The sequence below is a fragment of the Mesorhizobium sp. M0496 genome (genome assembly GCF_040321205.1).
GTDB lineage: Bacteria > Pseudomonadota > Alphaproteobacteria > Rhizobiales > Rhizobiaceae > Mesorhizobium.
Window position 1 is genome coordinate 38877 of record NZ_JAMYRC010000036.1, and the last position, 19984, is coordinate 58860.

Below are 19984 nucleotides of genomic sequence, written 5' to 3' on the forward strand. Positions count from 1 at the left end.
ATCCATAATCGCATAACAAGCGGGGGCGCTGGTCCATTCGCGGAGGAAATCATGGCTCTGAGCGACCTCAACCCGGTCGAACGCAACGAGGAGGGCATCGCTGACGTGCTCGGCATCCTTAAGCAGCGGCTGGGCGAACGCTTCCAGACCGGCGAGGCCATGCGCTCCCAGCACGCGCACACCACCACCTACATTCCGACGCAGGCGCCGGACGGCGTCGCCTTTCCGGAGACGACGGCCGAGGTGCAGGAGATCGTGCGCGCCTGCGCCGCGCACCGCGTGCCGGTCATCGCCTTCGGTGTCGGTTCGTCGCTGGAAGGCCACACCAACGCACCGGGCGGCGGCATATCGCTCGACACATCGCGCATGAACCGCATTCTCGCGGTCAATCCGCAGGATCTCGACTGCACGGTCGAGCCTGGCGTTACCCGCGAGGATCTGAACCGACATCTGCGCGACACCGGCCTGTTCTTTCCAATCGATCCGGGCGCCAATGCCTCGCTCGGCGGCATGGCGGCGACGCGGGCATCCGGCACCAATGCGGTGCGTTACGGCACGATGCGCGAAAACGTGCTGTCGCTGACGGCCGTCATGGCCGACGGCGAGACGGTGACGACCGGCAAGCGCGCGAAAAAGAGCTCGGCCGGTTATGATTTGACGCGGCTGCTGGTCGGCTCGGAAGGCACGCTCGGCATCATCACCTCGCTGACCTTGAAGCTGCAAGGCATCCCGCAAGCGATCTCCGGCGGCGTCTGCCCGTTTCCGAGCGTCGAGGCGGCCTGCAACGCGGTCATCGCGACGATCCAGATGGGCATTCCGGTGGCGCGCATCGAGCTGGTCAATGCGCTGCAGATGCGGGCGATGAAGAATTATTCGAAGCTCGACTATCCCGAGAGCCCGTGCCTGTTCGTCGAGTTCCACGGCAGCGATGCCGGCGTTGCCGAGCAGGCCGAGACTTTCGGTATGATCGCGGAGGAGAATGGCGGCGGACCGTTCCTGTGGACCAGCGTTGCCGAGGAGCGCACGAAACTGTGGAAGGCCAGACACGACGCCTATTGGTCGTCGCTGACGCTGCGGCCAGGCGCCAAGGGCCTGTCGACCGATGTCTGCGTGCCGATCTCGCGCTTTGCCGAATGTGTCATGGAAACCGAAGCCGACATCGCCGAAATGGGCCTGATCGCGCCGATCGTCGGCCACGCCGGCGACGGCAATTTTCACGTGCTGGTGCTGATGGATGTTAACGATCCCAAGGAGATCGCGCTGTCGGAGAAATTCGTCGCGCGGCTCAATATGCGGGCGATCGCCATGGATGGAACCTGCACCGGCGAGCACGGCATCGGCCAGGGCAAGATCGGCTTCCTGCGCCATGAACTCGGCCACGGCGTCGACATCATGCGCACCATCAAGCAGGCGCTCGATCCGCAAAACATCATGAATCCGGGCAAGATATTGCCGGGAAACTAGGCGGGTCCTCCGACGCGAGCTTCGCAGGCGGCTGGTCTTGACCATGCCACGACTGGACCGAGACCGGCCGCACTGCGAGGTCTGAAACGGTCCGCTACCTTCGGAACCGATTCATAGCTTTCACGTTGCGGCAACCAATGGAACATCGTCAAAGCGGAGCGGTCGCCCATGAACTGGAAAGGCGTCTGGAAGAATCAATACGGGTCCATTGTCGAAATCACCGATGATGCGGACAATCGCATATCGGGATCGTTTCGAACCGCCCTGACGGATAGCGGGTTCCATGGCCAGGAAATTCCGATTTTGGGCGTCCACCGCGGCGACTGCATCAGCTTTGCCGGCGGCGGGAAAACGCCAGTCGGCGATGCAATCGTCTCTTATACCGGCCTCCTTCGGGAGGGAAAAATGGAGACGTTGTGGTTTGTCGTCTCGGATGCGGCGATCAAGGCCAGCGGCGAGGGCCAACCTGCGAAAATCGAAAAACTGAATTGGTGGCGTTCGATGTCGACCAGCGCGGACACGTTCCAAAGAAGCTAGTCCCAATGGCCAGCGAAGCATTTGGCCTCGCACGACGCCGCTCTGGTCATCGCGGTAGGGCCAGCAGCGGATGTCGACTACATCCGCATGCGCCCAAAGCGAAAGTAAATCCGGAGCGTTAGCGTGTGATCGCAGGCTTCTCCTGCACGCCCTCGACAAGCGTCTGCAGCATGGGGCGGGTTGGCGCGAAGAATGTCGTGCCGGTGTGCGGCGTGGAGAAATCAAGCAGGCGGTCGTAAGCGCCCGGCGGCTCGCCGATGTACATCCGCTCCAGCATTTTCTCGATCACCCAGAGATACCTGGAATAGCCGATAAAGTAGGTGCCGAACTCCTGCTGTCCTGGCCGGCCGAAGGGCATGTTGTCGCGCAATATGTCGTATTCGTTGCCGTCGGCATCTTCGATGGTGGCGAGCGACTTGTGCGACTTGCGCGGGGCGTCGTCATCGTCGATTTCGATGTTGTCGATCTTGGTGCGGCCGATGATCTCTTCCTGGAGCGGTGTCGGGGTCCGCGCCCACGCCTGGAGATCGTGCAGGTATTTCTGAACGACGACATAACTGCCTCCGGCGAAGTCGGCATCCTCATCGCCGACGAGCGCTGAGGCCGGCAGATCCAGCCCGGTCGGGTTGGCCGTGCCGTCGACGAAGCCAAGCAGGTCGCGCGCATCGAAATAGCGAAAGCCCGAGACTTCGTCGACGACGGTCACGCCGTCACCGAGACTGTCGAGCAGAATACGCTCGAACTCGAAGCACATGTCGGGGCGTTCGGAGCGGATATGGAAAAGAAGGTCGCCGGCGGTCGAAGGGGCCGAATGAACAGCTCCCTTGATCGGCGCAAACGGTTTCAGTTCCAGCGGTCGCCGGCCTGGAGAGAGGCGATCCCAGAGATCGCTGCCGATGCCGGCGATGCACGACAGCCGGCCGGAAAGGTCGCGGAACCCGACAGTCTTCACCAGGTCGTCAAGTTCGCCGAGCACGGAGGCGACCTTCTCGAGCGCGCTCCGATGGTCGGCGACGGTGACGACAAGAAACACCGCCGAAAGCGACAGCGGGGCGTCGATACTCTGCGCATCGATCGGCACGCGATCCCAGTTCTTCCCAGACATCTAGATTCTCCACTTTGCCGGGATTTGTTTCAGATGATCCGAGATCACGCAACACTCGATGAATTGCCTCTTTATCGACACGCGGATGCGGGTAGAGTGCGGCAGAATTCAATCAACCCGTTCGGAGCTGATGCTCGCACGCCTGTTCGTGATCTTTGGTGGCCTGTTCGTGCTGGTGCTGTGTGCGGCGCTGGTGGTGCCGTATTTTGTCGACTGGACCGGCTACCGCGCCGATTTCGAACGCGAGGCGAGCGCCATTCTCGGCCGCAAGGTGACCGTGCAGGGCGACGCCACGGCAAGGCTGTTGCCGTTCCCGTCGGTGACCTTCGCGAATGTCGCCGTCGCCGGTGGTCCCGACGGCCAGCCGGCCATGACCGTCGAGACGTTTTCGATGGATGCGGAATTGGCGCCCTTCCTGCGCGGTGAAGTGCTGATCTTCGACATGCGGCTGGTGCGGCCGAAGGCGACCATCGACATTGCCAATGACGGCACGGTCGACTGGGCGATGCGGCCATCCTCGCCCTTCGACCTCAACCAGATCTCGATCGAGAAGCTGACGGTGACGGAAGGCCAGGTCGAACTGCGCCACGCCGCCGGCGGCCGCAGCCATCTGTTTTCCGAGATCAATTCGACAATCTCGGCCAAGTCGCTGGCCGGTCCGTGGCGCATGGACGGCACACTGCGGCTGGACGGTCTTCGCAGCACGGTCGCAGCGTCCACCGGCAAGGCCGAAGGCACAGGGCAGATGCGGCTGCGGCTGAAGGCCGATCCGGACGCCTATCCGCTGGTCATCGAGACCGACGGCAATGCCGGCATCGTCAATGGGGCCGCCGTCTATTCCGGCCAGTTCAAGATTTCAAACCCTGACAAGGATGCTGCCGACAAGAACAGCGCCGAGTTGCGCGGCACCGATGGCGAGACGGTGAAGGTCTCGGCCGGCAAGCCCGATCCGGGCTTTCGGCTGAACGGCAAGTTTTCGCTCGACCACCAGAAGCTCGGCGTCGACGAATTCCGCTTCGAGACCGGGCCGCTCGACAATCCCTACACCGCCGATGGCAAGGCCTCGGTCGATCTCGGGCTGAAGCCGAACTTCGCCATCGAGGCCAATGGCGCTCAGGTGCAGCTCGACGAGGCGGTGGGTGCGCAGGCTGGCGCCGGGCTGACACTGGATCAGCGCTTCGCGGGGCTGGAGCAGGCGTTGCTCGATCTGCCGAAGCCGACCATTTCCGGCACTGTCGAGGTCAAGCTGCCGGCGGTGGTGGCCGGCGACACCACGGTGCGCGATGTTCATCTTTCCGCCGAGCCGGTCGATGGCGGCTGGTCGGTGAAATCGCTTGCTGCGACCTTGCCCGGCCGCACCACGCTGGAAGCCGATGGTATGCTCTTGCTCAACGTGGAGGGCCATTTCGGCTTCAACGGCTCGTTGCTGCTGGCCGTAGCGCAACCTTCGGGTTTTGCAGCGTGGCTGTCGAAGGATGTCGACGAGGCGATCCGCCGTCTGCCCGCCGCCGGCTTCAAGGCCAAGGTCGACCTCTCGGAGAAGCGGCAAGCCTTCAGCGACCTCGAATTGATCCTGGGCAAGGCGAAGTTCTCCGGCCGCATCGATTCCAGCCAGCCCGACGACGCCAAACCATCGGTGCTGATGCGGCTCGAAGGCGGCGAGCTCGATGTAGACGGGCTGGCGGCTTTTGCCTCGATCTTCGTCAGCGACAAGGGCGCCAATCGTTTTGCCGACCGCGACCTCGATTTCCAGATCAAGGCAGGGCCGGTCAACGCCGGCGGGCTGACCGCCGATACGGTCGATACCGCACTGAGGCTGCGCGACGGGCTGCTCGAAATCGACCGGCTGTCGGTGGGCGGGCTGGCCGGCGCCTCGATCAGCGCCACCGGCAGGATCAAGGATTTCCCGGCGAGCCCGACTGGCAAGCTCGACGCCTCGGTGGTCGCCGTCGACCTGAAGCCGCTGATCGACGTCGCCGCCCAGCATTATCCCGACAGCGCCGTGCTCAAAGGACTGGCGAGCCGTGCCGCGGCCTATCCCGAGCTGTTCCAGGATGCGCGCGTCGACCTGGTGGCGAGTGCGGCCGACAATGGCGACGGCACCACGGGCCTGGCGGTGAGCGGGCAAGGCAAGGCCGGCGGCTCGGCCTTTTCCGCGTCGCTGTCGGGGAAGGGGGCGGTGAACAAGCTTCTCGAAGCGCCGGTGGCGCTGACCTTCAACGCCAGAAATCCCGACGCCACCGCGTTGCTGGCGCTCTACGGCCTGCCGGCGTTGCCGCTCGGCATGCTGGGCGAGGCAAGCACGGACATTCAGGCCAAGGGTACGCTTGGCGGCGGCCTGGCGACGAATTTCAGCCTTGCCGGCAACGACTTCAAGGCCGGTTTCGAGGGGACGATCGCTGATACGCCGCAAGGCCTCGCCGCCAAGGGCAAGCTCAGCCTCGACGCCGCCGATATCGAGCCATGGCTGATGACATCAGGCATCGGCCTGCCGGGCATGGGGGCCGGCATGTCGACGTCGCTCTCGGCACAGGGCGATTATGGCAACGGTCTGCTGGTGCTGGACGAACTCAGCGGCGCCATCAACGAAGCGGCGGTGTCCGGCGACGTCAATGTCGACGCCAGGGATGGCGTGCCGCATCTGGCTGGCGCGCTGGCGCTCGACGAACTCGACCTCGATCCGATGGCGGTGGCGCTGTTCGGCGATTCCGCCTTTCTTGCCGACAAGGAAGGAACCGACAAGGGTGGCGTGTGGCCGGCCACACCGTTCAGCCAGAAATCCAACCTGCCGTTCACCGCCGATCTCGATTTGACGACGGCAGCCCTTGCCGCCGGCCGGTTCGCCACCGCGTATGATGCGGCCTTTTCGCTCAAGCTCGACCAGGAAGGTATTCGCGTTTCGGATCTCAAAGCGAAGTTGCTGGGTGGCGCGCTGACCGGCCTGTTCGAGCTGAAGAACAATGACGGCACGGGCCTTTTCACCGGGCAGATGAAACTGGCGGGCGCCGATCTGGCGACCGTGCTGCCGGATGCCGGCATCAGCGGCAATGGCGATTTCTCGACGGCGCTGTCAAGCAGCGGCAAATCGGTCGAAGGGATTGTGGCCGCCTTGTCCGGCTCCGGTACGGCGACGCTGAAGAGCTTGCAGGTCGCCGGCGTCAATCCCGATGCGTTCAATGCGTTCCTCGCCAAAGCCGATGCGATCGGGCGTGACATCGATGCGGCCAAGACCGCCGGCTTCGCACCTGACATCGCCGCCGATGGCAGTCTTGCCGCCAAGGACACCGATATCGCCTTCACGGTTGCCGGCGGCACGCTCAGGGCGCCGCCAATCAGCCTGGAGAATCCGGCGGCGACCTTGTCCGCCGACATCGCGGCGGATCTCAATACCAGCATAATTTTCGCCAAGGGGGCGATCACCTATCGGCCGGGCGACGAGGCCCTGGTCGGCTCCGAGCCGGCTGTGAATTTCACCGCCGAGGGGCCGTTCGGCGCCGTGAAGCGGCAGTTCGACAGCGAGCCGCTGGCGCAGTTCCTGACCCAGCGCGCGCTGGAGAAGGAGCAGCAGCGCGTCGAGGCGATGCAGGCGGCACTGCTCGAGAAGCAGCGGCTGCGGCGCGAGGTGCGCTACTACGCGGCGCTGCAGACCGAACGTGACAAGGCCGCCGAGGAATTGCGCAAGCAGGAGGAGGCCGCGCGGCTGAAAGCCGAGGCCGACGCGAAAGCGAAGGCCGAAGCGGATGCCCAGGCGAAGGCCGAAGCGGACGCCAAAGCTCAGGCCGACGCGGAGGCGAAGGCCAAGGCGGATGCCGACGCCAAAGCCAAGGCGGATGCGGACGCGAAGGCCGCTGCCGAACAGCAGGCCGCCGACGAGGCGGCCAAGGCGCAGGCCGAGCAGGAGCGGCAGAAGGCGGAAGAGGCGATGCGTGTTGCTTCGCAGGAAAAGGCAAAGCTCGAGGCCGAACGCAAGGCCGCACAGGCTCCGAAGGTGGAGCGTGCGCCGCTGCCGGAGGCTCGCGACAACCCGCCGCCGGCCAAGCCGAAGTCCAATCCGTTCACCATCGACAATCTGCTGAAGTCGCTGCAGTAGGGAGTAGGGAGGGTTTTCCCGTCCTGAGATCCTCTCAAAGAACGAGCAAGTTGGCGCCGTCGGTGACATAGCGGGCGTGGCGGAAATCTCGGACGGTCAAGAGTTTGCCGTCCTGCCAGGCCAGCAAGATGAAATAGGATGGCCGCGCCGCCGGATCATCGCTATCGCGGACGAGGACCGCTGGCCTGTCTTCGACGAAGCCCGGCACGAAATGCCAGTCCTTCACCTGGGAATAGTTATGGAAGTAGGTGGCCACTTCCTTGCGACCGTTCAGCCGCGTCCTGGCCACCAGTTCCAGCCGCACTTCGTCGGCCAGCATGTCGCGCACCGCGTCGAAGTCGCGGGCGTTGAAGCGGTCGATGTAAGCATCGAGCAGCAGACGCTCTGCGCCGCTCAATCTCGGAACAGGACGGTCGTCCGGTTCGTCCGCAAGATGGCGCAGCCGATGACGACCACGATGTAGCGCCGCCTTGATGGCGGGGATGCTGGTGCCGAGCATGTCGCCGATCTCCTGCAGCGAATAGCCCAGAACGTCCATCATGATGACGCTGCTTCGCTGCGCGACAGGGAGGCGCATGAAGGTATGCAGGCCGGCCGCCGCGGCCTGACGGTCGACGGTGGGATTTGCCGGGTCGACGATCATGTCCGGGTCCTCATCGGAAAAGGACTTTTCACGGGCTCGCCGGCGCAGGAAGTCGAGTGCCGCATTGTGGGCGATGCGGAACAGCCTGCCCTCCGGGTTGGCGATCGGTCCGGCATCGGGCAGCGCCTCGAACGCTTTGGCCAGGGCTTCCTGCAGCACGTCCTCACCGTCGATGACCGAGCCCGTCATTCGGGCGCAGTAGCGGTGCAGCTTGGGGCGCATCTCACCGAACAGGCGGTCAAAAGGCTCGCGGATCTCGCCAGGAATGTTCATGCGCCTCTGTTCGCCGTTACTGGTCGAGCATACGGTAGCTGCCGACCACAGTCATTTCCTCGCGGTGCGGACGCTCGATCAAGCGATCCCTGATGCCATTCTGAAAGGCCTCGAATGCCGCCAGCCCGGTGATGATGTCGGCATGGGCCTCGGTTTCCGTCTCGACCAGATGGACAAAGGTCCCGTCGTCGGAACGCCACGTCATGTAGCGAACGCCGTCCGGCGATTTTTCCCGCAGCTCCTGGAACACGGCCTTGACCAGCCGTTCATTCTCGTCGGTCCGTTCCGGTTTCGTCTTGTAACGTATCAGGTGGCGTTTCATCGCAGTTGTTCCTCTTCGTTGCCTTGCGCTCATGTCCGAGACGTTGCGGCGAAGCCAAAGGATTCGGGGTGCCGGGAAAATTGTTCGATGCTGTTCCGTGCAAGACCCGGAGCTTCACGCATGGTCCCGATCGAGCAGGCGCCGCAGCATCGGTTCGATGCGTGACAGCTCGTCGAGATGTGCCGCCGACAGCTCGGCCAGACAATCGTCGGCGCGCTCGGTCAGCTGCAGCAGCACGCGGCGGTGGTCGTCCTTGTCCTGATCCCTTGCGACCAGCCCTGCCTCGCTGAGACGGTTCACCAGCTCGACAGCGCTATGGTGGCGGATGCGCAGGCGCTCCGCCAGGTCGCCAACCGTCACCGGAACGCCACCGGGAAATCCCTTGATCGCCAGCAGCGCCTGATGCTGGCGCGGGGTCAGGCCGGCGTCCTCCGCCTGGATCTGGCTGAATTCGAGGAAGCGCCGGATCAGGTAGCGAAACTCGGACAGCCGCTGGTAGTCGGCTTGGCTGATGGCAGGGCGTGATTTCCTAGGCTGCGGCATATCAGACATTTGTTCGTTTTCCGACGAAAGCTCAAACGGATTTTGGGCGAAATCGGCTTGAACAGATATATCGTGTTACGATACATAGCCATCGACAAACCCGGCTGGCCTTATCGGCCGTGCCGCATATCCGACATACGGCCCGCCGCCAGGAAGCAAATTTGCCATGAAGACGCATCACTCAAACCCGGAGCATCTGCGTGATTTCACCACGGATGCCAGGGTGCTGCTTGTCGCAGCCATTGCCGTGGTGGTGGCGACAGCGGGGCTGTTTGCCGGCATCGCGCTGTTGAAGTTGATCCGGCTTGCCACCAACATCGCCTATTTCGGTCAGTTCACGCTCGCCGATCTGAAACTCGAGGACACACCGCTTGGTCTTGCCTCCGTCATCGTCCCGGTGATCGGTGCACTGATCATCGGCCTGATGGCGCGCTATGGCAGCGAGAAGATTCGCGGGCACGGCATCCCCGAGGCCATTGAGGCGATCCTGCTCGGACGTTCCAGGCTCGATGCCAAGGTAGCGATCCTGAAGCCGCTGTCGTCGGCGATCTCGATCGGCTCCGGCGGACCGTTCGGCGCCGAGGGCCCGATCATCATGACCGGCGGCGCGATCGGCTCGCTGATCGCGCAGATGCTGCCGGTCAGCGACAACGAACGCAAGACGCTGCTGGTAGCCGGTGCGGCGGCGGGCATGACCACGGTCTTCGGGACACCGATCGCCGCCATCATGCTGGCGGTCGAATTGCTGCTCTTCGAATGGACCCCGCGCAGCTTCATTCCCGTGGCGGTGGCGGCGATCATTGCCGAGGTCGAGCGCACCATGCTGCATCTGCCCGGACCGATCTTTCCGTTTCAGGGCGGTATGGATGTGTCCTTTGTCGGCCTAGCCGGCTGGGTCGCGATCGGGGTTGCGGCCGGCCTGTTGTCGGGACTGCTGACGCAGATGGTCTATGCCTGTGAGGACGGTTTTCAGAAGCTACCGATCCACTGGATGTGGTGGCCGATGCTGGGTGGCCTGGTGGTCGGCATAGGCGGGCTGATCGAGCCGCAGGCACTCGGCGTCGGCTATGACAACATCGCCAATATGCTGGACGGCCGCACGATCGCGACCGCGGCACTGCTCCTGCTGGTGGTCAAGGCCATCATCTGGTCGGTTGCGCTCGGCTCGGGGACATCCGGAGGCGTGCTGGCGCCGCTCTTGATCATGGGCGGGGCGATGGGGGCGGTGCTCGCCGGCGTTCTGCCTGCCGCGGATCCGGGTGTCTGGGCGCTGCTCGCAATGGCCGCCACCATGGGCGGCACGATGCGGGCGCCGCTGACCGCGACCTTCTTTGCCGTCGAACTGACCGGCAACACGCATATGCTGGTGCCGCTGATCACGGCTTGCGCCGCAGCGCACGCCGTTACCGTGCTCCTGATGAAGCGGTCGATCCTGACCGAGAAGATCGCCAGAAGGGGACATCATCTGGTTCGCGAATACCGCGTCGATCCCTTCGCCTTGACCAGGGTGCGCGAGGTGATGACCTCGGAGGTCGAAAGCGTGCCGGCGACGATGACGCTGCATGGCGCAGCAGCCTTCCTGACCGCACCGGAAACACGGCATCCGAGTTTTCCGGTGGTCGACGAGAACGGGCATGTGCTAGGTCTCATCGACCCACCGGCGATCCTGCGCTGGCGACGCGCCGGCACGCACCGCACCACGACGCTTGGCGAGTTGCTGGCTGGCAGCAAGGTGACGCTGGCCTATCCGGATGAGTATCTGGAAGGCCTTTCCGACAAGCTGCTGATGGCCAACGTGTCCCATCTGCCCGTCGTCACCCGCGAAGGCCTGCGACTGGTCGGCTATGTCGGCTGGAAGGATCTGATGCGCGTGCGGTCAAGGAGGCAGGCCGAGGAACGCGATCGCTCGACAATGCTCGGCTTCGGCACAAGACGCAGCAAAAAGGAAGCGGCGATCAAGGGCCTCTAGGAACTCGTTCCGCGCTTCGCCCACTCAAGGACATGGAGCCTCAGCGCCGAGGACAGGTTGGTGTCCCGCTGCCGCGTCTCATCGACTTCGGCGACGAGAGCGGCGAGCGTCAATTGCCGCGCGGCAGCGATCGCGACGAGGTCGTCGTAGAACGGCTTTTCGAGCGAGTAGCTGGTGCGGTGGCCCCGAATGGTCACCGAGCGCTTTTCGACCGCGCTCACGGCAGAGCGCTCATTGTTCGTTTTCGCCGCCGGATGGCTCGCGGCGGTGACCAGCGACGAAGTTCTCGGCCTTGTCGGCGATCAGGCGGTCGCGTTGCTTCTCACCTTTGGAACGGCCATGCAAGGCCCGGTTCTGTTCGGCGACGCGCACCTTTTCGTCCCGCGCCTTCTGCTTGCGGGCCTGGCGGAGATTGACGATGTCGGCCATGGCGCGAGCTGTGGCTACTTTTTGCGGAAGGCGTCGAGCGAGACCACTTCGGCGCCCTTGGTGGCGGCATCCGCCGCTGCCGGCTTCTTCTCCGCCTCGGCGGCGGCCTTCTTCTCGGCCTTCGGCTTTTTCTCGGAGACGATGGTCAGCGGCTCCGAAGTTGGCGCAGCCGGTTCCTCGGCTGCCGCCTCATCCGTCTTGACGTCGAATTCGAGTTCGAAATTGACCGAGGGATCATAGAAGCCGCGTACGGCCGAGAATGGAATTTCGAGCTTTTCCGGCACGTCGGAGAAGGACAGCCCGACCTCGAAGCCGGTGTCTGTCACCTTCAGGTCCCAATACTGGAACTGGATGACGATGGTCATCTGCTCGGGATAGCGCTCGCGCAGCCGCGAAGACACGCGAACGCCCGGCGCGCCGGTCAGGAAGGTGATGAAGAAGTGGTGGTTGCCGGGGAGGCCGGTGCGCGCGACTTCGGCCAGGACCTTGCGCATGACGCCGCGCAACGCCTCCTGGGCCAGAATGTCGTAGCGGATGTGGTCGTCGGCCATGTGGCGGTCGGGTTCCGTTGAATCGTCCGCATAGCTGTAATCAAGCTTGAGCGCGGCGTAAACCGCATATAGATCACCCTCGCGCGGAAGCGAAGACTATTGCCAGCGATTTGATCGCTCAGGCGCTGGCGAGCGCGCTTTGTTTTTCCGCTGGGGTTGCGGAGCGGCGCTTGCCAAAGGCGCGCAGGAAGGTGCGCACGCCATTCGTCGCGGATTGCACCACCTCGTCCTCGCGTGGCGAGCCGCCAAGCATGAAGGTGGTCTGCAGTTCGGCATTGACGAGACCAAGAAACTGACGTGCCGCCACATCGGGGTCCTCGATCGTGAGATAGCCGCCATAGGCGAGGCGGGCGAAGCGGGCGGCGATCGCCGGCCATGTCCTGCCCGGGCCCTGTTCGCGCCACTCCGCAAACAGTTCGGGATAGCGCTCGCCTTCGGTCTGGATCAGCTTGCGCAGGAATTTTCCGTCACGGTTGCAGATGCAGTTCTGGTTCAGGCGCACGGCAAAGCCGATCAGATCCGCTTCGAGATCCTTGGGCTGGTCGGGGAAGGTGGCAATGGTGGCGAAGATGCCGGCATTGCAGCGTTCGGTCAGATCGCGAACCACCGCGACGAACAATTTCTCCTTGTCGCCATGATGGTTGTAGATGGTCTGGCGCGAGACGCCGGCTTCGGCAGCGATCAGATCGATGTTGGCGCCGGCGAAACCTTCGCGGCAAAACACGGCAGCTGCGGAATCGACGATCGACAGGCGCTTGGCCTCATGGCCGCGTGGCGGGAAAGTGTCAGGAGAAACGTGCAGCTTCATAGAAATCTATATAGAGGTGATTGACGAATTAGACAAGAGTGTCTAAATTTGTGGACACGAGATAAAGAGATTTCGCTCGAGAGAGACGAATGGAATTCGCTCTTGAGGTGTCGGAATCTCATGGGATGGAACGTCCTAGGTTAGACGTCGCCCGGCGGCGGCAAACCAGATTTGAAAGAAGCCTTTATCATGAGTCCTAAATTCCTCCGCATCGCGGTCGTGCTCGGCCTGTTGTCCGCCATCGGCCCGTTCGCCATCGACATGTATCTGCCTGCGTTGCCGTCAATCGGCGCGGACCTGCACGCCAGCACCGCCGCCGTGCAGATGAGCCTGTTGATTTTCTTCCTGTCGATGGGCTTCGGCCAGATCGTCGTCGGGCCGATCTCCGACATGGTCGGCCGCAAGCTGCCGCTTTATGGCGGCCTTGCGCTGTTCATGGTTGGCGGCATCGGTTCGGCAATGGCGCCGACCATCGAATGGCTGATCGCTTTCCGCTTCCTGCAAGGGCTTGGCGCCAGCGCCGGAATGGCCGTTCCGCGCGCCATCGTGCGCGACTTGCACACCGGCAATGAGGCCGCCAAGCTGATGTCGTTGCTGATGCTGGTGTTTTCGGTGTCGCCGATCCTGGCGCCGCTGACCGGCAGCCAGATCATCGAGAATTTCGGCTGGCGCGCCGTGTTCTGGACGGTGACGGGTGCGGCACTGCTGGCCACCATCCTTCTGGCAACCTCCCTCAAGGAGACGCGGCCGGCGGAAGAACGCGTCGGTTCCTCCTTCGGCACCGCGCTTGCCGGCTACCGCTTCCTGATGGGCGACCGCAACTTCCTTGGCCTTGTGGCGATCGCCGGTTTCGGCATTGCGAGCTTCTTCGTCTATCTGTCGAGTTCGTCCTTCATCCTGATCGACCATTACGGGCTGTCGCCTTCGGTCTACAGCGTGTTCTTCTCGATCAACGCGGTGGCGTTCATCGGCATGTCGCAGCTGACGGGATTGCTGGCCGAGCGTTTCGGGCTGCGACGCGTGGTGCGCGTCGCGGTAACCGGCTATGCCTCGACGATGGTGGTGCTGCTGGCGATCATGGCGACGGGCGTCGACAGGCTCGATGTGATGGCGGCCCTGCTGTTCGTCGGCTACGGCTTCCTCGGCCTGGTCATCCCGACCACTTCGGTGCTGGCGATGGAAGAACATGGCGAGATCGCCGGCACGGCTTCGGCGCTGATGGGCACGCTGCACTTCGCCATCGGCGCACTCGCCATGGGCGTCGCCGGGGTGTTCTTCGACGGCACGCCGCTGCCGATGGTGGCCGGCATCACGCTCTGCGCGGTGATTTCGTTCACGCTGGCCAAGGTCACGCTCGGCCGTTCGCGCGAGGCTGTTGAGGCGCCGGCGGAATAAGCATTCGCCATCCCAGACAAAAGGCCGGGTTCTCCCCGGCCTTTTTCATATCAATCCTGTCTCGGCCAGTACGAAACGCAGCCGGGTCTCGACCGGCGCCAGGGGCAACGGTACCAGCTCGTAGCCCAGTCCCATATAGGCGCCGGCCAGCGCATGATAGGTGCGCTCGGCCTCGTCAAGCGTCTGCTTGCGTTCTTTATCCTGCTCGAAAATGTCAGGCCAGGGCGGGGCGACGAAGACGCGGGGGTTGTAGCGGAAACGTTTCGCCGCGGAGCTGACATGCTGGGGCACCGGCAGGCCGCTCAACTTGAGATAGCCAAGCGTGTCCGGCACGCCGCGATCGAAGAAAACAGGGCGCCCGGTCTGTTCTTGCGCAATTTGATACGAGCGCATCTCCCACGACAGCATCAGTTCGGCAAACAGTGCACGATCGTGCCAGGGTAAAGCGGGTCCGCCTATATCCGACTGATCGCGAATGATGCCGCGGCCGGCTTCGACGGAGGTGGCGAAGCCTGCCCGGCGCAGGGCTTCGATCAGGCTGGTCTTGCCGGAGCCGGGACCGCCGGTCAGCACGAAGAATCGATCGGAAACGTTTTGCATGTTTCGTCCATGGAGAGGCGCGCGGTGCCGCGCCTTGGCGGCTGACAGGTCACACAAGGATTTGCCTAATGGGAACTGCCGTTGCGCGTGACGCATATCGAAGGAGGAGGGGGGAGAAGTGGAGGTTTCTGTTGCCAGGTACCTCCGAACCCCGCCTAGAAGTGCGAACCTCTAGGGCTTGAATTGAAGCTATCGCACCGCTTACGCGGCGAGACGTGCTTCCGCATAGTTGTCATTTGCAACTACAGGTTTAGCCCGATGACGGTGGTACCATGCCGGGCAAAAGTACGATCTTTACACCTTCGTCGATCCTATTTCGCCCCCAGCAAAAACCGCTCTGTCGCCGACAGCGGCTTTTGGTGGAGGCGCCGGGTACCGCCCCCGGGTCCGAACGGCTTATTTCATCGCCCATTTATCGCCATAGTCGGTCAAGCCGACAGACTGAATATAGGGTGCCATCGCAAGAAATGGAAGGCCGCGCTGGCACTTTGTCTGCGTGTCAAAACCACATCTCCAAAGGGTTGACTTGGGCGCGGTCTCAACCGAAGCTTTGCTACGGTGAGGAGTAACCGACCTAGCGCACAAGTTGCGGCAGCGCGCCACAGCCCTCATCGATCGGATCCGTGGCGCCGACGAGGGGAATTTTGATGGCCGACTATCTTGCAGACGTGAAGAAATACGACGCTGGCGCCAGTGCGGATGCGGTCGAAAAGATCGTAAAGCATCTGGGCATCGCGCTCAGGAACCGCGATTCCTCGCTGGTGTCCTGCACCGACCCGAAGGAACTCGAGCGCGTCAGGACCAACTGGGTCGCCAAGAAACTCGGCATCGCCGATGCCGGCAAGGCCGATGCCGCCATCGAAAAGACCTGCAAGGCAATGTCTGCCGACAACACCAAGAGCCGGGTGACTTTTTACTACCTCGTCGCGAAGGACCTGGGCAAGCTCGGCTCCCTCTGACGATCGCGCGTCAATTTGCGGAGGCTGGCGCGGTTTATGCGCTATGCGCCAGCCGATGATGTTGTTGGGGACGGGTGACTTTCGAGCAGGGTTTGCGCTGCTTTGTGGTGTTCGGCCGCCTGTCCGTCAGCTATGATGGCTGGACAAACGAATCGAGCCGGAACCGATGCGCCAGTATCTCGACCTCCTGCAGCATGTGCTGAACAACGGTGCCGATCGCGGCGACCGCACCGGCACCGGAACACGCTCAGTCTTTGGCTACCAGATGCGTTTCGACCTGACGCGCGGCTTCCCTGTCACCACCACCAAGAAGCTGCATCTCAAGTCGATCATCCATGAACTTCTGTGGTTCCTGGCCGGCGACACCAACATCAAATACCTCACCGACCATGGCGTTTCGATCTGGGACGAATGGGCCGACGAGAATGGCGATCTCGGCCCGGTCTACGGCAAGCAATGGCGCTCCTGGCCGGACGGCCATGGCGGTTCGATCGACCAGATTGCAAATCTTCTCAGGGAGATACGCAAAAACCCTCAATCGCGGCGACTGATCGTTTCGGCCTGGAATCCGGCCGAGGTGGAAGGGATGGCGCTGCCGCCCTGCCACTGTCTTTTCCAGTTTTACGTCTCGGAAGGCCGGCTTTCCTGCCAACTCTACCAGCGTTCGGCCGACATCTTCCTCGGCGTGCCGTTCAACATCGCGTCCTACGCCTTGCTGACGCTGATGGTGGCGCAGGTGACCGGGCTGAAGCCTGGCGATTTCGTTCATACGCTCGGTGACGCGCATCTCTATTCCAACCATTTCGAGCAGGCGCGCGAACAGCTGCGGCGCACGCCGAGGGCGCTGCCGACGATGTGGATCAATCCGGAGGTGAAGGACCTCTTCGCCTTCCGCTTCGAGGATTTCCGGCTAGAAAACTACATCGCCGACGCAAGCATCAAGGCGCCGATCGCCGTCTGAGCCCCTGCGCCTTACTCAACCCTGAAATCAGGCGCCGATCAGTCAGTCGATCCCGACCATCACATCCGAGGCCTTGACCACTGCATAGGCCTGCTTGCCTTTTTCCAGCTTGGGATCGGCGAGGCCTCTTGGTCATCGAGGCGGCGACGACGGCGCTGGCCGATGTCGATCCGGACGTGCGAAGTGGTGGCTCCAGGCCTTCCCTTGTTATATCCATGCGGATATATCGGTTGGCGGGCTTCTAGGCGATCGGGTTCGAACCAGGGAGAGTTTCCATGACGCGCAAAGGTTTTGGATCGAGGGCGATCGCCATTGGCGGTTTAGCGGCGACGTTGATGGCGGCAGTGCCGGCAGCACACGCGGAAGACAAGGTCTTGGTGTTTGCCGCCGCCAGCCTCAAGGATGCGCTCGATGCGGTGAACAAGGCCTGCGAGGCCGATGTCGGCGAGGCAGCGACCGTCTCTTATGCCGCAAGCTCGGCGCTGGCCAAGCAGATCGAGGGCGGGGCACCGGCCGACGTCTTCATCTCGGCCGACCTCGACTGGATGAAATATCTCTCCGACAAGAAGCTCACCAAGCCGGACACCGAAGTGAAGCTGCTCGGCAACGAGATCGTGCTGGTGGCGCCGAAGGACTCGGTGGTTGAAACCAAGATCGAGAAAGGTTTTGACCTCGCCAAGCTGATCGGCGACGGCAGGCTCGCCATGGGCGACTTCAAGGCGGTGCCGGCCGGCAAATACGGCAAGGCCGCGCTTGAATCGCTCGGCGTCTGGTCCTCGGTCGAGGGCAAGGTGGCGCAGGCCGAGAATGTCCGTGCGGCGCTCAAGCTGGTTTCAACAGGTGAGGCCGCCCTCGGCATCGTCTACGCCACCGACGCGCATGCCGAAAAGGGCGTCAAGGTGATCGGCACCTTTCCTGAGGATTCGCATCCGCCGATCATCTATCCGGTTGCCCAGACCGCCGATTCGAAGGACAAGGATACGCCGGCTTTCCTGAAATGCCTGCAGTCGGCAAAGGCCGGCGCGCTGTTCAAGGATCAGGGTTTTACCGTGCTCGCGCCGAGCAACTGAGTTCCAAGGGGCTTCATCTCGCACTATGAACTGGCTGCTGGACCTCACTCCCGACGAATGGAATGCGGTCCGGCTGTCGATCAAGGTGGCAACGGTGGCGATGCTCGCCAGCCTGCCGCCAGGCATACTGATCGCGCTGCTGCTTGCCCGAGGACAGTTCTGGGGCAAGACCCTTCTCAATGGGCTGGTGCATCTGCCGCTGATCCTGCCGCCCGTGGTGACCGGTTATCTGCTGCTGCTCACCTTCGGCCGGCGTGGCCCGGCCGGCGCCTTCCTGGCCGAGCATTTCGGCATTGTTTTCTCCTTCCGCTGGACGGGTGCGGCACTGGCCTGCGGCGTCATGGGTTTTCCCCTGATGGTGCGGGCGATCCGGCTGTCGATCGAGGCGGTGGACCGCAAGATGGAGGCGGCGGCGGGAACGCTCGGCGCCAATCCTCTGTGGGTCTTCGCAACCATCACTTTGCCGCTGATCCTGCCTGGGCTGATCGCCGGCGCCATCCTGGCCTTCGCCAAGGCGATGGGCGAGTTCGGCGCGACCATCACCTTCGTCTCCAACATTCCCAACGAGACGCAGACATTGCCGTCGGCGATCTACACTTTCACGCAGGTACCCGGTGGCGATGAAGGGGCGCTCCGTCTGACATTGATTTCCATCGTCATTTCCATGGCAGCACTGGTTGCTTCGGAAGTGTTGGCGCGGCGTGTCGGCCGGCGGATGGACATCGAATGAGCGTTCTCGTCGACATCAGCCATCGGCTGGGCGGTTTCGCCGTCGACGCCCGCTTCAAAAGTGCCGGGCGGCTGACGGCGCTGTTCGGACCCTCGGGGTCAGGCAAGACGACGCTGATCAACATGATCGCCGGGCTGATCCGGCCCGACAAGGGACGCATCGAAGTCGACGGCCGCGTGCTGGTCGATACGAGTGCTGGCATTTTCGTGCCGAAGTACAAGCGCCGCATCGGGATGGTGTTCCAGGATGCGCGGCTGTTTCCGCATATGAGTGTTGCCGGCAATCTGCGTTACGGCCGCTGGTTCACGCCGCCAGCGGAGCGCTATGCTGATATGGATGCAGTTGTCGACCTGCTCGGCATCGGCCCGCTCATGGACAGGCGACCGGCGAAGCTGTCGGGCGGCGAAAAGCAGCGCGTGGCGATCGGCCGGGCGTTGCTGGCCAGCCCACGATTGCTGCTCATGGACGAACCGCTGGCCTCGCTCGACGAGGCGCGCAAGGCCGAAATCCTGCCCTATGTCGAACGGCTGCGCGACGAGACGAAAATCCCGATCGTCTATGTCAGCCATTCCGTCGCCGAGGTGGCGCGGCTGGCCAGCGACGTGGTGATGCTGGCGCAAGGCCATGTCATCACCAGCGGACCGACCGAGGCGGTGATGCAAAGGCTCGACCTGCTGCCGGCGGAGGAGCGCGGCGAGGGCGGCGCCGTGCTGGACACCGAGGTGCTGCGTCACGACGAGACTTTCGACATGACCGTGCTCGGCTCGGCCGCCGGTGAGATCCGGGTGCCGCGGCTGGCGATGAAGACAGGCGCGAGGGTGCGCATCCGTATCCGTGCCCGAGATGTGATGATTGCCACCGAACATCCGGCAGGCCTCAGCGCGCTCAACATCCTGGCGGGAACCATTACCGCGATAAGCCCCGGTGAGGGCCCGGCGGTCGAGGTCGGTATCGACTGCAACGGCGCAACCGTGCTTGCCCGCATCACCGAACAGTCGCGGCAGACGCTGAAGCTTCATCTCGGCGGCAAGGTTTTCGCGGTGGTCAAGACCGTGAGCTTCGACAGGGCCAACACCGGCGTCGGGCTGCCCGCCGAGGCGGGTGGATGATCATCGCTATGTCTTTTTGGAATAGCGGTTTCGCCGGAAAGTCTCTAGTATGGGATCGGGCGTGACCGCGGAGGAGCAAAAATGCCGTCGCTGAGCTTGCGGATAAATCTCGATCCCGACGGGCGCATCGGACCGGGCAAGATCGACCTCCTGGAGCAGATCGCCGCCTTCGGCTCGATCTCGGCCGCCGCGCGCGGCATGGAAATGTCCTACAAGCACGCCTGGGACCTGGTCGAGGACATGAACCGGGTGTTCGGCAAGCCGCTGGTGGCGGCACAGACTGGTGGCCGCAAGGGCGGCGGCGCGCAACTGACGGCCGCGGGTCTCGCCGTGGTCAGCCGCTTCCGCGCCATCGAGCGTGCGGCGGCTGCAGCGGCCGCGACGCATATGGAGGCGTTACAGGCGGAAATTGATGCCGGGTGAGGG

General features: G+C 63.3%; 20 protein-coding genes, 1 other RNA gene and 1 pseudogene. 11 read left to right on the forward strand and 11 right to left on the reverse strand.

The genetic code is table 11. The features are described 5' to 3' along the window. Positions 1-51: 51 nt before the first annotated feature. A complete protein-coding gene (locus tag NKI73_RS25310) occupies positions 52-1464 on the forward strand; it encodes an FAD-binding oxidoreductase (RefSeq protein ID WP_352633640.1) in 1413 nt (470 codons plus the stop codon). Between the two features lie 168 nt (positions 1465-1632). Next, on the forward strand, positions 1633-2001 hold the full coding sequence (locus tag NKI73_RS25315) for an avidin/streptavidin family protein (protein ID WP_352633642.1): 369 nt from the start codon (positions 1633-1635) through the stop codon (positions 1999-2001). Positions 2002-2119: 118 nt separating this feature from the next. On the opposite strand, the gene NKI73_RS25320 is transcribed toward NKI73_RS25315, so the two are convergent. Further along, positions 2120-3106: a Dyp-type peroxidase gene (locus NKI73_RS25320; protein WP_352633643.1), complete on the reverse strand. Its 987-nt coding sequence runs from the start codon at positions 3104-3106 to the stop codon at positions 2120-2122. Positions 3107-3236: 130 nt separating this feature from the next. Here NKI73_RS25320 and NKI73_RS25325 point away from each other — a divergent pair, with 130 nt between their 5' ends. Next, positions 3237-7196, forward strand: coding sequence for an AsmA family protein (locus NKI73_RS25325; protein WP_352633645.1), 3960 nt, complete (start codon positions 3237-3239; stop codon positions 7194-7196). Positions 7197-7230: 34 nt separating this feature from the next. Here NKI73_RS25325 and NKI73_RS25330 read toward each other — a convergent pair whose 3' ends face one another. The 3 genes from NKI73_RS25330 to NKI73_RS25340 form a co-directional block, all read right to left on the reverse strand. Further along, positions 7231-8112: a sigma-70 family RNA polymerase sigma factor gene (locus NKI73_RS25330; RefSeq protein ID WP_352633647.1), complete on the reverse strand. Its 882-nt coding sequence runs from the start codon at positions 8110-8112 to the stop codon at positions 7231-7233. A 16-nt stretch (positions 8113-8128) separates the two neighbouring features. After that, positions 8129-8434 (reverse strand): hypothetical protein, encoded by a 306-nt coding sequence (locus tag NKI73_RS25335; protein WP_352633649.1) that lies wholly within the window; start codon positions 8432-8434, stop codon positions 8129-8131. A gap of 114 nt (positions 8435-8548) precedes the next feature. After that, positions 8549-8986 carry a MarR family winged helix-turn-helix transcriptional regulator gene (locus NKI73_RS25340; protein ID WP_352633651.1) on the reverse strand — a complete coding sequence of 146 codons (438 nt, stop codon included), beginning with the start codon at positions 8984-8986 and terminating at the stop codon, positions 8549-8551. A gap of 157 nt (positions 8987-9143) precedes the next feature. Here NKI73_RS25340 and NKI73_RS25345 point away from each other — a divergent pair, with 157 nt between their 5' ends. Then, positions 9144-10946, forward strand: a complete 1803-nt coding sequence (locus tag NKI73_RS25345; RefSeq protein ID WP_352633652.1) for a chloride channel protein — start codon at positions 9144-9146, stop codon at positions 10944-10946. Here NKI73_RS25345 and NKI73_RS25350 read toward each other — a convergent pair. From NKI73_RS25350 to NKI73_RS25365, 4 genes are all read right to left on the reverse strand, one after another. After that, positions 10943-11167: a ribbon-helix-helix domain-containing protein gene (locus NKI73_RS25350; protein WP_352633654.1), complete on the reverse strand. Its 225-nt coding sequence runs from the start codon at positions 11165-11167 to the stop codon at positions 10943-10945. The two genes, NKI73_RS25345 and NKI73_RS25350, sit on opposite strands and share 4 nt — an antisense overlap. A gap of 10 nt (positions 11168-11177) precedes the next feature. After that, positions 11178-11375: a DUF4169 family protein gene (locus NKI73_RS25355; RefSeq protein WP_352633656.1), complete on the reverse strand. Its 198-nt coding sequence runs from the start codon at positions 11373-11375 to the stop codon at positions 11178-11180. Between the two features lie 14 nt (positions 11376-11389). Further along, a complete protein-coding gene (locus NKI73_RS25360; RefSeq protein WP_352633658.1) occupies positions 11390-11926 on the reverse strand; it encodes an SspB family protein in 537 nt (178 codons plus the stop codon). A gap of 118 nt (positions 11927-12044) precedes the next feature. After that, a complete protein-coding gene (locus NKI73_RS25365) occupies positions 12045-12734 on the reverse strand; it encodes a TetR/AcrR family transcriptional regulator (RefSeq protein WP_352633660.1) in 690 nt (229 codons plus the stop codon). A 189-nt stretch (positions 12735-12923) separates the two neighbouring features. Between NKI73_RS25365 and NKI73_RS25370 the strand changes: the two genes are divergently transcribed. Further along, positions 12924-14129 carry a multidrug effflux MFS transporter gene (locus tag NKI73_RS25370; protein WP_352633662.1) on the forward strand — a complete coding sequence of 402 codons (1206 nt, stop codon included), beginning with the start codon at positions 12924-12926 and terminating at the stop codon, positions 14127-14129. 45 nt (positions 14130-14174) lie between these two features. Here the strand turns inward: NKI73_RS25370 and NKI73_RS25375 are convergent, their stop codons facing one another. Then, positions 14175-14729 carry an AAA family ATPase gene (locus NKI73_RS25375; protein WP_352633663.1) on the reverse strand — a complete coding sequence of 185 codons (555 nt, stop codon included), beginning with the start codon at positions 14727-14729 and terminating at the stop codon, positions 14175-14177. 117 nt (positions 14730-14846) lie between these two features. Continuing rightward, positions 14847-15206, reverse strand: a transfer-messenger RNA (tmRNA) gene (gene ssrA / locus NKI73_RS25380). Between the two features lie 170 nt (positions 15207-15376). On the opposite strand from ssrA, the gene NKI73_RS25385 reads away from it, so the two are divergent. Both NKI73_RS25385 and NKI73_RS25390 read left to right on the forward strand, forming a co-directional pair. Then, positions 15377-15688: a DUF2853 family protein gene (locus NKI73_RS25385; RefSeq protein ID WP_352633665.1), complete on the forward strand. Its 312-nt coding sequence runs from the start codon at positions 15377-15379 to the stop codon at positions 15686-15688. 166 nt (positions 15689-15854) lie between these two features. After that, positions 15855-16649 (forward strand): thymidylate synthase, encoded by a 795-nt coding sequence (locus NKI73_RS25390; protein WP_352633667.1) that lies wholly within the window; start codon positions 15855-15857, stop codon positions 16647-16649. Positions 16650-16691: 42 nt separating this feature from the next. Here the strand turns inward: NKI73_RS25390 and NKI73_RS33715 are convergent. Next, positions 16692-16843: pseudogene (locus NKI73_RS33715) on the reverse strand (TOBE domain-containing protein); the annotation flags it as partial. An 81-nt stretch (positions 16844-16924) separates the two neighbouring features. On the opposite strand from NKI73_RS33715, the gene modA reads away from it, so the two are divergent. The 4 genes from modA to NKI73_RS25410 all read left to right on the forward strand — a co-directional run bounded on the left by modA (position 16925) and on the right by NKI73_RS25410 (position 19981). Next, the gene (gene modA, locus NKI73_RS25395) at positions 16925-17719 is read left to right on the forward strand and encodes a molybdate ABC transporter substrate-binding protein (RefSeq protein ID WP_352633668.1); all 795 of its coding nucleotides are present in this window, start codon (positions 16925-16927) and stop codon (positions 17717-17719) included. Positions 17720-17744: 25 nt separating this feature from the next. Then, entirely contained in the window at positions 17745-18449 is a 705-nt protein-coding gene (gene modB / locus NKI73_RS25400; protein WP_292190770.1) for a molybdate ABC transporter permease subunit, read from the forward strand. Then, on the forward strand, positions 18446-19558 hold the full coding sequence (gene modC, locus NKI73_RS25405) for a molybdenum ABC transporter ATP-binding protein (protein WP_352633670.1): 1113 nt from the start codon (positions 18446-18448) through the stop codon (positions 19556-19558). Before modB ends, modC begins: the two co-directional genes overlap by 4 nt. 81 nt (positions 19559-19639) lie before the next feature. Beyond that, complete coding sequence (locus NKI73_RS25410) at positions 19640-19981, forward strand: winged helix-turn-helix domain-containing protein (RefSeq protein ID WP_352633672.1); 342 nt, start codon at positions 19640-19642, stop codon at positions 19979-19981. Positions 19982-19984 lie beyond the last annotated feature (3 nt).